13 protein-coding genes and 1 other RNA gene are annotated in these 12221 nt (G+C 65.9%); 9 read left to right on the top strand and 5 right to left on the bottom strand.

From position 1 onward, the window contains the following. Position 1 precedes the first annotated feature (1 nt). Positions 2-307 (bottom strand): hypothetical protein, encoded by a 306-nt coding sequence (locus SB749_RS13930; protein ID WP_264800804.1) that lies wholly within the window; start codon positions 305-307, stop codon positions 2-4. A gap of 147 nt (positions 308-454) precedes the next feature. Between SB749_RS13930 and SB749_RS13925 the strand changes: the two genes are divergently transcribed. The 5 genes from SB749_RS13925 (at position 455) to SB749_RS13905 (ending at position 4119) form a co-directional block, all read left to right on the top strand. Continuing rightward, positions 455-1099: a ClpP family protease gene (locus tag SB749_RS13925; protein WP_410710813.1), complete on the top strand. Its 645-nt coding sequence runs from the start codon at positions 455-457 to the stop codon at positions 1097-1099. After that, the gene (locus SB749_RS13920) at positions 1096-1677 is read left to right on the top strand and encodes a ClpP family protease (RefSeq protein WP_410710812.1); all 582 of its coding nucleotides are present in this window, start codon (positions 1096-1098) and stop codon (positions 1675-1677) included. The genes SB749_RS13925 and SB749_RS13920 overlap by 4 nt, the downstream gene beginning before the upstream one ends. 80 nt (positions 1678-1757) lie before the next feature. Then, positions 1758-3047 carry a sensor histidine kinase gene (locus SB749_RS13915; RefSeq protein WP_410710811.1) on the top strand — a complete coding sequence of 430 codons (1290 nt, stop codon included), beginning with the start codon at positions 1758-1760 and terminating at the stop codon, positions 3045-3047. Beyond that, on the top strand, positions 3044-3718 hold the full coding sequence (locus SB749_RS13910) for a response regulator (protein WP_410710810.1): 675 nt from the start codon (positions 3044-3046) through the stop codon (positions 3716-3718). Before SB749_RS13915 ends, SB749_RS13910 begins: the two co-directional genes overlap by 4 nt. A 119-nt stretch (positions 3719-3837) precedes the next feature. Further along, positions 3838-4119, top strand: a complete 282-nt coding sequence (locus SB749_RS13905) for an SHOCT domain-containing protein (protein ID WP_410710809.1) — start codon at positions 3838-3840, stop codon at positions 4117-4119. Here the strand turns inward: SB749_RS13905 and SB749_RS13900 are convergent. Further along, positions 4116-4475: a helix-turn-helix domain-containing protein gene (locus tag SB749_RS13900; RefSeq protein WP_410710808.1), complete on the bottom strand. Its 360-nt coding sequence runs from the start codon at positions 4473-4475 to the stop codon at positions 4116-4118. The genes SB749_RS13905 and SB749_RS13900 overlap by 4 nt on opposite strands. Positions 4476-4653: 178 nt before the next feature. Between SB749_RS13900 and SB749_RS13895 the strand changes: the two genes are divergently transcribed. Continuing rightward, positions 4654-5682, top strand: a complete 1029-nt coding sequence (locus SB749_RS13895; protein WP_410710807.1) for an iron-siderophore ABC transporter substrate-binding protein — start codon at positions 4654-4656, stop codon at positions 5680-5682. Positions 5683-5733: 51 nt separating this feature from the next. Here the strand turns inward: SB749_RS13895 and SB749_RS13890 are convergent, their stop codons facing one another. Next, positions 5734-7230 carry a L,D-transpeptidase gene (locus SB749_RS13890; protein WP_410710806.1) on the bottom strand — a complete coding sequence of 499 codons (1497 nt, stop codon included), beginning with the start codon at positions 7228-7230 and terminating at the stop codon, positions 5734-5736. Positions 7231-7410: 180 nt separating this feature from the next. Further along, positions 7411-7506, bottom strand: an RNA gene (gene ffs / locus SB749_RS13885) — signal recognition particle sRNA small type. A 160-nt stretch (positions 7507-7666) separates the two neighbouring features. Here ffs and SB749_RS13880 point away from each other — a divergent pair. The 3 genes from SB749_RS13880 to SB749_RS13870 are packed head-to-tail and all read left to right on the top strand — an operon-like array spanning position 7667 to position 10742. After that, positions 7667-8800 (top strand): hypothetical protein, encoded by a 1134-nt coding sequence (locus tag SB749_RS13880; protein WP_410710805.1) that lies wholly within the window; start codon positions 7667-7669, stop codon positions 8798-8800. Continuing rightward, positions 8797-9546: an ABC transporter ATP-binding protein gene (locus SB749_RS13875; protein WP_410710804.1), complete on the top strand. Its 750-nt coding sequence runs from the start codon at positions 8797-8799 to the stop codon at positions 9544-9546. Before SB749_RS13880 ends, SB749_RS13875 begins: the two co-directional genes overlap by 4 nt. After that, positions 9543-10742 (top strand): ABC transporter permease, encoded by a 1200-nt coding sequence (locus SB749_RS13870; protein WP_370037356.1) that lies wholly within the window; start codon positions 9543-9545, stop codon positions 10740-10742. Before SB749_RS13875 ends, SB749_RS13870 begins: the two co-directional genes overlap by 4 nt. Here the strand turns inward: SB749_RS13870 and SB749_RS13865 are convergent. Continuing rightward, the gene (locus SB749_RS13865) at positions 10720-12216 is read right to left on the bottom strand and encodes an MFS transporter (RefSeq protein WP_410710803.1); all 1497 of its coding nucleotides are present in this window, start codon (positions 12214-12216) and stop codon (positions 10720-10722) included. The genes SB749_RS13870 and SB749_RS13865 overlap by 23 nt on opposite strands. Positions 12217-12221: the final 5 nt, after the last annotated feature.

Here is a 12221-nt window from a genome sequence, read left to right as displayed (position 1 = left end):
TTCAGGCGATGGCGTGAACGACGGAAGAGGGGGCTCTGGGCAGTGCCGTACCCGGAGTGCCGGGCTCCTCAGGCATGCGGAATTCGCGGATGCTTCGGCGCGCGTCCGGCAGAGACGGCGGGCGCGCCGACAGCGAGAGCACACGCAGCAGAGACATGCTCGCCCATGCGGCGATCGGCGTCAGCAGGGCCGCACCGAGGAGAGCCAGGACGATGAGATGAGTGGGGGACTGGGGAACGACCGAGTCGAGGTCGGAAGAGAGCACGACGACGAGCAGCTGCAGAGTCAGCCACATATTCGCCATCATCTTGCCCCCTAACCAGTGCGTCGATGCTAGCACGCGGGCCTGTGCGGGCCGTTCAGTGAAACAAGAGTCCGTCCGCTCACAGCGGCAGGCGTCTGCGCCGAGCGGATCAGGGTTCCCCGCGCCCACCGGCACTGTCAGGGTGGACGCATGTTCACTCTCAACTCTTCGCCCCACAGCCGACCGCCCCTGTTCTCCGACTCCGACGAAGCTGCGGCAGCCACCGCGATTCCCGAATCCCAGCGTATGCTCTACGCCTACCGATCCGTCGTCTTCAACGGCGAGCTCCGCGACGAGAACGGAATGGAGATCATCTCCCGACTCGTCCTCCTCTCCGCCGAGGACCCGCGCTCCGATATCCACCTGTGGATCAACTCTCCCGGCGGATCCGTGCCGATGATGCACGCGATCGCCGACACCATCGCCGCCCTGCCCAACGACGTGGTCACGATCGCCTTCGGCTACGCCCTGTCGGCGGGACAGTTCGTGCTCATGATGGGAACGCCCGGACGACGCCTCGCCCTGCCCCACGCCCGCATCCTCCTCCACCAGGGCTCGAGCGGGATCGGCGGCGCCGCCGCCGACATCGAACTGCAGTCCGCCGACCTGCGATCGGTCAGGGACACCGTCCTGCACCGGATCGCCGAGGCGACCGGGAAGACCTACGACCGCATCTTCGAAGACTCCCTGCGGGACCGGTGGTTCACCGCCGAGGAGGCGATCGAGTACGGACTCATCGATCGGGTCATCGACTCCCCGTCCGACCTGCGAGCTCAGATCGGAGGAGGGCGATGAGCCAGTACACGATCCCCAACGTCGTCGACCGAACCGGAGGCAGCGAGAAGATCGTCGACGTCTACTCGCATCTGCTCGGCAACCGGATCGTCTACCTCGGCGTGCCCATCGACGACGGGGTGGCGAACACGATCATCGCGCAGCTGCTCCACCTCGATTCGAGCAGCCGGGACCTGCCGATCAGCATGTACATCAACTCCCCGGGCGGCTCCCTGACCGCGATGACGGCGATCTTCGACGCAATGCACCACATCGGCGCACCCGTGGCCACCACCTGCGTCGGGCAGGCCGTCGCCGACGCGGCCGTGCTCCTGGCCGCCGGAGAACCCGGCCAGCGGGCCATGCTCGCCCACGCCCGCGCCGTGCTGCGACAGCCGCACGCCGAAGGGGCGCGCGGCACGATCCCCGACCTCATCGTCGCCGCAGACGAGATCGTCCGGCAGCGCCGAGACGTCGAAGAGATGCTCGCCGGCAGCACCGGACGGACCCCGGAGCAGATCCACCGTGACTTCGATCGCGACCTCGTCCTCGACGCGAAGGCGGCGCGGGACTTCGGACTCGTCGACGTCATCCTCTGACCGCGTACTCTCGCCGCGGTGGGCGGAGATACTCCCTGAGGATGACGACGAGCTCCGGGTCGGGTCGCTACGATCGGAGAATGAGACCGGCCCGTCCAGACCGCCGCGCGCGCAGGCGGATCGTCCTGCTCACCGTCGCCGCAGCGGTGCTGCAGCTGCCGTTCGCCATCGTCCTCGCCGCGGCGACCGAGACGACTGCGGCAGCGATGATCGCCCGTATCGGCACCGCGGTCCTCTCACCGGTGATCTTCTTCGTCGCAGCGCGATGGCCCGGACCGCGCGTGGCCGTACTGGCAGGGCTCGTCCTCCTCGATGTCCTGGTGTGGGCGGCGGCGACTCCCGATCCGGGCCCCGGTGGATTCGGCATGGGACCGGGTGCGTGGAGCGACCGAGGTCCCTGGTCGCCCGCGGAGGCCGGGCCCGGGACGACGCCGTTCTATGCCGCCTACCTCTTCGCCGTCGTCGCCGCGATCGTCCGCGGAAAGGCAGTCTGGGCGATCGCCTCGGCGGCGGGAGCCTGGGCGGGCTGCCTGCTGCTGGGTCCCCTGCTGGGAATCGACTGGTCGGTGGGGCGGGTGGTCTCGGCGACGATGGGACTCGCCATCGCTGTGGGCATCGGCGCCTTCGTCCGCCGCCGAGGCGAGCTGCGTCGCCAGGAGGCAGCCCAGCAGAACGCACGCCGCGCCGAGGTCGTCCAGGCCGAACGACTGCGCATCGCCCGGGATCTCCACGACGTCCTCGGCCATGCTCTGTCCCAGATCAACGTTCAGGCCGGAGTCGGCGAACACCTCATCGACCGCGATCCGGAGCAGGCGCGGTCCGCACTCGCGGCCATCAGAGAACTCAGCCGCACCGGGCTCAACGAAGTGCGCACCGTGCTGCACACGATGCGCTCCGACACCGGTGCTGCCGAAGCCTCCGGACCGGCGCCCCTGGCTCCGGTGCTCGGGCTCGACGATGTTCCGGCGCTGGTCTCCCGCCTCGTCGGCACCACGGACATCAGCGTGGACGATCGGCGGTATACGCACGCCGAGGGAGTGAGAGAGACACCCGGCCAGTCAACGGATGCAGCCGCCTATCGGATCATCCAGGAAGCACTGACGAACGTGCTCAGACATGCCGGCGCCGGCAGCGCACGGGTCGTCATCGCACGGCACTCGGATCGGCTGCGGGTGCGCATCAGCGATGATGGGGCTGGACTCCCAGACGGAGTCGAAGGGACGGGAATCATGGGCATGCGTGAGCGGGCGAAGCTGCTGCAAGGGTCACTCACCCTGATATCGGAAGGTCGACAGGGCACCACCGTCGACGTCGACCTCCCCTGGAACGCCGACCCTGCAGAGCTGCCCGACGAGGAGCCGCACCGATGACACCGATCCGAGTCGCCATCGCCGATGACCATCAGCTCGTGCGCGCCGGCTTCGCTTCACTGCTCGATTCCGAGGACGATATCGAGGTCACGATCCAAGCCTCCGGCGGACACGCTCTGCTCGAGGCGCTGCGCGCAGCACCCGTCGACGTCGTCCTCATGGACATCCGCATGCCCGACGGAGACGGACTGTGGGCGACGGAGGAGATCGCCGCCGATCCGCGGCTCGACGCCGTCCGCGTGGTGCTCGTGACGACCTTCGGACTCGACGAATACATCGTCCGCGCCGTTCGCGCGGGGGCCAGCGGGTTCCTGCTCAAGGATACCGACCCGACCGACCTCATCCGCGCCGTGCGCGTCGTGGCCGCCGGTGAGGCCCTGCTCTCGCCCGGAGTCACGAAGTACCTGCTCTCCCGCATGTCCTTGGGGCTGAAGGCAGAACCCGACTCCGGACTCGACGTTCTCACCGACCGCGAACGCGAAGTCCTCGCGCTCGTCGGCCGCGGTCAGTCGAACGATGAGATCGCCGAATCGCTCGTGCTCTCCCCGCTGACCGCGAAGACCCATGTCTCGCGGATCATGACGAAGGTCGGGGCCAGAGACCGCGTGCACCTCGTCGTCCTCGCCTACGAATCGGGGCTGGTCTCTCCCGGATGGCTGAACGAGCACTGAGTTCTGCTCCGTGCGGAGCAGCACAGGTGACTCCCGTCGGCGGATTCGCAGGGACCAGCCCGAGGTGTGTCATTGATGTCAGGTCCACGAACGGCGTGGACACCCGCCAAGGAGGCATCATGCACATGGAACACGGACCGCTGGCCTGGCCGTTCTTCTTCCTCATCCCGATCTTCTGGGTCCTCGTCATCGGACTCATCGTCACTCTCATCGTGGCTCTCAACCGTCGCCGGTGGCGGCAGGCCGGGGGACCGCCGTGGGCGGCTGCAGCACGAGAGGGTACGAGGAGCGCCGAGGCGACTCTGGCCCAGCGCTTCGCTCAAGGGGACATCGAGGAGGCCGAGTATCGCGCCCGACTCGAGGTGCTGCGGGCGAATCGGCTCGAGGCAGGGAACGGCTAGGCTGCGAGAGCGAGCCGTACCTGACCCGCTGCAGGCGGAGCAGGTGCGGCTCGCGTCATATCGGTCGCCGACAGCAGCGCGGTCGCAGGGACCCCGGACGTCAGGCCGAAGGCCGCGAGGACGAGGATCTGCGGCAGCTGGAGCCCGAGCACCTCGGCCACTGCCTCGATGACCTCGGACGACGGGTCCTTGAGCCCGCGTTCGATCTCGGAGAGGAACTGGGTCGAGACCCCGGACCGATGGGAGACCTGCGCCAGGGTGAGACCCAGATCGGTGCGGCGCAGTCGGAGAGCGCGGCCGAGCGCCTCACGCCACAGCGGCGGCGGGGTCGGGCTGTGCGGGAGCATGTCGGTCATGGGGTGAGCCTACGGTCTTCTGCGCCGCCTCGGCGAGGGTTTCTGCTGTCAGCAGATGAGGATGACTGACGTGAGGTGGCTCACAGGTGTTGCGGAAACGGCAGTAGGTTAAGTTAGGCTGACCTACGTTAATGTCGAGGGGCCGCATCAGGCTCCGACCACTGTCGAAAGGACAGGAATGCCAGTTCCTCACAGCCGACGGGCCGTCATCGCCGGAGCGCTCGTTGCGCTCTCGCTCACCGCCACCGCCTGCGGACAGGGATCGCAGGCCGCGGAGGAATCCGGGTCCGCGAATTTCGAGACCGTGACGATCAAGCACGCACTCGGCGAAGCGGTCATCGAGTCCGAGCCCGAACGCGTCGTCACCCTCGGCCAGGGATCGACGGAGACCGCGATCGCTTTGGGCAAGACGCCGGTCGGCATGGAGGAATATGCCTGGGGATCCGATGACACCGGCTACATGCCGTGGATCTACGAGGCCGTGAAGGACAATGGCGAGAAGCTGCCCGAACAGTTCCAGGGCGATACGGAACTCGACGTCGAGGCCATCGCCGAACTCGAACCGGATGTCATCCTCGCCCCCTGGTCGGGAATCACGGCTGAGCAGTACAAACAGCTCGATGCCATCGCCCCGACCGTGGCGTACCCGAAGCAGCCGTGGACGATCACGTGGGATGAGCAGATCACCACGATCGGCAAGGCGCTCGGTCAGGAAGAGGAGTCCGAAGGCCTCGTCGACGACATCAAGACCCAGCTGAAAGAGGCGAAGCGGGAGGAATACAAGGACCTCACGTTCTCCTTCATCTACAACTCGGGCCCCGGCACCCTCGGCGTCTTCTACCCCAACGAGCAGCGGGTGGCGATGGTCTCGGCGCTCGGGCTGACCCCGGATCCGATCATCGACGAACTGAAGAAGGACTACGACGAGCCGGGAACGGATTCAGCGCTCATCGGTCTGGAGAATGCGGACAAGCTCAACGATTCGGACCTCATCTTCACCTTCTACTCCGATGAGAAGAACAGGAAGGAGATCGAATCGCAGGGACTGTATGCGAACATTCCGGCGATCAAAGCCGGGGCCGTCGTGGCTCCGGAGGACCAGCCCTTCGTCACAGGCTCCTCGATCATCAACCCGCTCACCGTCCCCTGGACGCTCGAGCGCTATGTGCCGATGATCGACAAAGCGGTGAAGAAGCTCGACAAGTAAGTCGTCGGCGAGGAGTCTGTCGCATCGGTCAGGCAAGCAAGCTGGGCGCTCTCAACCGAGGGCGCTCAGCTTCTTCCATTCATCCCACGAGTACACCCAGTCCGAGATGTCGCTGTCGTTGGTCGACAGGCTCACGTGGGAGCCGGTGACCTCGACGGGGTCGCCGAAGATCGCGGAGTCGTAGTACTCCTTGGCCCGCTCGGTGGTGAGATTGATGCAGCCGTGCGAGACGTTCTGCGAACCCTGGACGCCTGCCGACCATGGGGCGGCGTGGATGAATTCGCCGTTGTTGTGGATGCGCACCGCCCACTGCACATCCGTCTCGTAGTCCCACTGTTCGGAGGTCATCGTATAGTCGGCGGCCTTCGACATCACCACATGCGTGCCGTTGTAGGACGGGGACTTCGGCGCGCCGAGCGAGGCCGGGAAGTCCATGACGGTCTTGCCGCCACGGGTGACGGTCATGCGGTGGGTCTTCACATCGGCCTTGACGACCTGTTTGCGTCCGATCTCGAAATCGAGCGTGAGGTCGTTCTGACCCACGCTGTTCTCGCCCGTCGGCACATCCTTGAGCGGAACGTCGACGGAGACCTTCGAGTGCGCCGGCCAGAACTCCTTCGGACGGAAGTGCAGGCGGGACTGAGGGTCGTCGTAGAGCCAACCCCAGGAGCCTTCGACCTCCCGCTCCTTGCCGTCCTCATCGGTGACCTTGACCGAGAGGCGGCGTTCGACATCGTCGCGGAAGTCCTTGGACACGGTGGAACCGAAGTTGAGCATGATGGGGGCGGCGACGCCGACCGTCTGATCATCGGCGAGCGTTGTGCGCACCGACATCGGAGCGCCGTCGCTGGCGCCGACGGTGATCGTCGCGTCGAGGTCGACCTCGTCTCCCTCGGCAGTGGTGGCGGTGGCCTTCACGGTGTATTCGCTGTCGGCGACGAGGCCGTAGGTCGAGATCCAGGCGGCGGACTCATCGGGGGCTGCGACCGCCTCGGCGCTGTCCTTGTTCTCTGCTTCGCCGTCCTTCGCCTCATCGTCGGCGGTCCCGGACTCGGTGGAGCTCGGTGTCGACGATCCGGCCTGGGCGTCGTCATCGGTGTCGAGCGCGGCGCCCGAAGCGTCGAAGAACGTGCCGGGATCGTGCGCGATGCGGGGGTGGGCCTCCTCGGTGACGGAGATGTCACTGAGGTCGGCGTTCTCGACGGAGATGCCGATCCGCTGGCCGGCCTCGAGGCCGACGTCGTCACCGGATTCGGTCACTTCGCCGAAGTCCCCAGCGCCGGGCATCGCGGTCGCTGCATCGGCGGACTCACTCGGCTCAGCTGAGGAGGTCGCATCGCTGGACTGCGACGTCGGTGTCGATTCGGACGCGGATTCTGCTGCCTCGGAGGTGATGGCTCCGACGCGGAACACGGGGTCCGCGGCCGCCTCGGCGGTCTTGTTCGCGCCATCGCGGGTCGCGTCGGGATCGTCGCTCGACGGCGTGCACGCCGTGAGCAGGGCCAGTGCCGAAAGGGCGGCAACGGCCCCTTGGATCTTCGTGGACAACAGGGAAACCTCGTATAAACACAGGGATGAGAACTGCGAATAATGGTAATGAAGCAAAATCACGAAAGTATTAACGCTTTCGCATCTTTGCCCCGATTCCGGCGCTCGGCAGGTCGTGGAGGCAGAGCTGACCTGGGCAGATGGGGGAGAGGGGGAGTTGTGGAATTGTGATGTTGGGGAATAGAGGACTCCCCGTGCACCCGACAGAGCTCGCTTACCCTTGCTGCCTTCCGGCCCTGGGGGAGTTCACAAGATGACGCCGCACGGGGAGCCGTGAATCAGTCTAGTCGAGAGCGGCCTCGGTGGACAAAACGAGTGGGCGGGGCCACAAGATTGCGACAAGGACTCTGTTATCCACTCGTGACAGAAACATCATCTGAGCGGGACATTCACTGGATAGTGTGGACGCATCCTCGTTTCCCATCCCTAAGGAATCATGCACATTTTCCGCAGAGTGGTTCTGCCGCTGGCCTTCCTCCTCGTCCTCATCCTCATCGCTGTTTTCCTCGGCTGGATTGCATTCAGACCGGCTGCCGACGACGAATTCGACGATGTCGGAGCCAGTGGGGAACCGGCGGAATCCACCATCACCGCCGAGCGCGGCGACATCTCCAACACAATCGAGGTCAAGGGACGCATCAACGTCGACTCCCCGACCGCGGTCAAAGCCGACCACGACGGAGTGGTCAACCATTTCTTCGTCAAGCCCGGTGATGAGGTATTCAAAGGCGCGGAGCTGTTCCAGGTCAGAAGCGAGGGTGAGCAGGAGGCGCCAGAGGAACCGGACGGCGGCAGCGACGGTGCCGAGCCAGCAGACTCGGAACGCGGGGACGAGGCATCGGGAGGCGACCCGTCGATCCCGGCCAAGCCGAAGTATCATTCGGTGATCGCCTCGGAAGACGGCACCGTGGGTGATTTCTCAGTCGAGCAGGGTGACACCGTCTCCGCCGACACCCAGGTGACCGAGCTGCTGAAGAAGACCTTCACCGCCAAGGCGCCGATCAAGGCGACCGACCTCTACCGAGTGCAGGAGCTTCCGGATACCGCGAACATCGCGATCGACGAAGGCCCGAAGCCCTTCGACTGCACGGGTCTCAGACTCGACCAGGGACCGGGTGCGGCCTCGGGATCGTCGTCGACGAGTGAGGATGAGTCCGAGGGCCCAGGGGCTGAAGGCGCAGGTGACGACGGTTCTGCCGCCGAAGGCTCGGAGGGAGGCTCCGGAGACGGTCCGCAGCTGATCTGTGCCATCCCCGACGATGTCACCGTCTACAACAGCCTCGATCTCACTATGACCATCGATGCTGGAGAGGCGAAGGACGTCATCGTCGTTCCGGTGACCGCGGTGCGCGGACTCACCGAGAAGGGATCAGTCTGGGTGACCGGAGACGGCGGCAAGTCCGAGGAGCGCGAGGTCGAGATCGGCCTCAACGACGGGTCCATGGTCGAAGTGAAGTCGGGCCTGGAAGAAGGTGAGGAGATCGATGAATTCGTTCCCGGCACCGAACCTGAAGATGAGAGTTCCGAGGGCGGGATGGATGACGAGTTCGGCGAGGGAGAGGACTGGTGAGCCGCCCGGAGCCGACGGCGGCAGAGACTCTGCTCTCGCTGCGGCATGTGTCGCGTTCGGTGCCGATCGCTGACGATCAGCTGCTCACGATCCTTGCCGATATCGACCTCGAGGTGGGGGTGGGGGAGCACATCGGCATCGTCGGGCGCTCCGGCACCGGCAAATCGACGCTGCTCAACATCCTCGGACTCCTCGACGCGCCGACGACCGGGGACATGGAGTTCGCAGGTGAACCCGTGCAGAAGATCTCCCGGAACAGGGCCGCAGCGATCAGAGGACGGGACATCGGATTCGTCTTCCAGCAGTTCAACCTCCTGCCCGGACGCACCGCGGTCGAGAACGTCGAAGCCCCACTGATGTACGCCACTGGGCGGGAGTTCCGCAATCGGCGGAGATCGGCCGAAGCCATGCTCGAGCGCCTCGGCCTCGGCGACCGGATCGAGGCGAAGCCGAACCGTCTCTCCGGAGGTGAGCAGCAGAGAGTCGCGATCGCACGCGCGCTGGTGCGTGAGCCGAAGCTCGTGCTCGCCGACGAGCCGACGGGCGCCCTGGACGTTGAGACGGGGCGTCAGGTCATGGAGATCCTCGACGGCATCACCAAGGACTCGGGGGCCGCGCTCATCACGATCACCCATGATCTCGGGGTGGCGAACATGACCACCCGACAGTTCTCGCTCAGTCAGGGGTGTCTCCATCCGGTCCTCGACGGGGCCACCGCCGAGGCGCTGGCGGGTGAGAGCCGATGATCACAGGATTCGCCGCATCGATCGTCGAAGCCTGGCAGGAACTGAGGGTGCACAAGGTGCGCGTGCTGATGTCCCTGATCGGCGTCGGCGTGGCTGTGTGTGCACTGACCCTCGTCGTCGGGTTCGGGAACATGATGCAGAAGGGGCTCGCCGACTCGTACGAGCAGCAGGGTGGTCGAGCCGCGACCTACACCCTGAGCCTCAATCCGACCGAGTCCGAGATGGGCGAATCCGAGGTCGAGAAGGTCCGGTCAGCACTCGACGAGACCGCCGACCGTTTCGGAATCAGCCACATCTCCGCCTACGGTCAGGTCGAAACCACGGTGCCGGGACCGGCTGGCACCGTCAGCGCCTCGATGTACATCGTCGACCCGGATTTCGACGTCATGCGCCGACTCTCCGTCGATCACGGCAGGTGGTTCACCGCCGGTGACGCCGCGAACCTGTCGCCGGCCGTCGTCGCCGATGAGACTTTTCTCAGCGAATACGGCATCGACCCGACTTCCCTGCCGGCCACGATCGAGCTGTCCGGTTCCCCGAAGAAGACGGCCACGGTCATCGGTTCGGTGCCCTCCTCCGAATTCCAGGAGTACGGGGAGATCTACGTCCTCAACGGGCAGGAGAAGCAGTTCGCCGCAGACGCCTACGCCGTCACCGAATTCGAGATGTGGGTGCCGCCCGAGGTCGGTGAGGAGCTGAGCAAACAGGTGACGAGTGATCTCAGACGGCAGCTGCCCGGCTTCGACGTCAGTGCGGACAGAACCGATTTCGCCTCGGACATCGATGAAACACTGGGTCCGGTGAAGAACGTGCTGTTGGTCATCAGCATCCTCATTCTCTTCATGGGTATGCTCGGCCTGCTCAACATCTCTCTTGTGACGATCCAACAGCGGATCAGGGAGATCGGCATCCGCAGATCCTTCGGGGCGACGAGTCGGCGCATCTTCTTCTCCGTGATGATGGAGAGCGTCGTCGCGACGACCATCGCAGGCGCTGTCGGCGTTCTCATCGCCGTGCTCGTGCTCAAGGCGCCGCTCGTCTCTGAGTTCATGTTCGACGGTGCGAGCACTCCGCAGGTCCCGATCTCTGCCGCGATCGTGGGCATGCTCGTCTCGGTCGGAGCCGGAGCGCTGGCGGGATCGGTGCCTGCTGTCGTCGCCACTCGGGTGCGGATCATCGACGCGATCCGAGCCTGAGGAGTGCCAGAGCGCCCGCTCCGAAGGCCAGGCACAGCCCGACCTGAACGAGGCATGCCACGGCGAAGGCATTGTCATAGCCGAGGCTGAGCGTGAAGACATGGAAGAGCGCTCCGAGCAGTGCCACGCCCACGGCGATGCCTGCCTGCTGCATCGTTGCGATGAGACCGCCGCTCAGCCCGGCCACTCGGTCGGGGACCGCTCCGACCACGGTGCCGACAAGAGGACCGAACTGGAGAGCCTGAGCCGCGCCGAGGACGACTCCCGGAAGCTGGAACCACAGATTCCATTCTGTGGCTGGGGCCGTTGCCGACGCCCAAGCCACCCCGAGAAGGCTGATCGCCTGCAGGGTCGTGCCGAGGACTATCGTGCCGGGCCCGCCGAGTCGACCGACGGCCCGGGGGACGAGGAGAGAGGTGATGAGGAAAGCTGCGGCGAAGAGGCCGAGCGTGAGTCCGGAGACGGCGGCGGGGTCACCATGGCCGGTCTGCGATGTGAGCGCGAAGTTGTAGAGGAACGTGCCGAAGCCGGCGAAGAACACGAAGGCCATGAGCATCCCGATCCATGCGGCAGGGATGCGAACCACCTGTGGCGGAATGAGGGGGTCCCGTCCGGCCGCCTCGGCGCGGTTCTGCCAGAGTGCGAACGCGGTGAGTGCTGCAGCGCAGGCTGCCAAGAGGGTTGCGGGCAGCGGAAGCCAGCCGGTGACCGGTCCAAGCGCCAGTCCGATGACGAGGCACATCATGCCCACGCCGAGGAGGATCGCGCCGGGGGCGTCGAGGGGTGCCGGGTCGGTGCTGCGTGATTCGGTCAGTCGCAGGGAACCGAGATAGGCGGCTGCGGCGGTGAGCGCGCAGCTGAGGAACGCCGCTCGCCACCCCCAGGTCTCGCCGAAGAGGGAGATGAGTCCTCCGCCGAGGACCTGACCGCCGACGGTGCCGACTCCGGAGAACGCGCCGAAGAGGCTGATCGCCTTCAGCCGTGCGGCCCCGGAGAGCGAATGCTGGAAGCTCGCGAGGATCTGCGGCATCATCATCGCCGCTGCCGAGCCCTGGGCTGCGCGAGCCACGAGCAGGAAGAGCGGATCGGGTGCCAGTCCGACGGCTATTGAGGTGATGACGAGCGCGCCCGTGCCGATCATGAACAGGCGGCGACGCCCGAAGCGGTCCCCGATGCGACCGCAGAGGATGAGGCCGGAGGCAAAGGCTGCGGAGAACAGACCGACGATGAGGGCCGAGGTCGCATCACTCGCACCGATGTCGGCCTTCACCGCGGGGATTGCGACGTTCGAGACGGAGAACATGAACGTCGCGAGGAACGCACCGAGGTGGAGCGGCCAGAGCACCGGGGCGGGATGGCCCGCGGTGGGGGCTGGGTCGACGTTGGGTGCGTGACCGGGAGCCGCCTCGGCGAGGGCCGAAGTCGGAACCGCCCCGGCGGAGGTCGATGATGTCTGCGTGTGGGAATCTCTCATGGATC

The organism is Brevibacterium sp. SIMBA_078 (assembly GCF_046534565.1).
Lineage (GTDB): Bacteria > Actinomycetota > Actinomycetes > Actinomycetales > Brevibacteriaceae > Brevibacterium.
The sequence above is the reverse complement of the archived record's forward strand: the minus strand, read 5'-3'. Positions and strand labels throughout refer to the sequence as shown.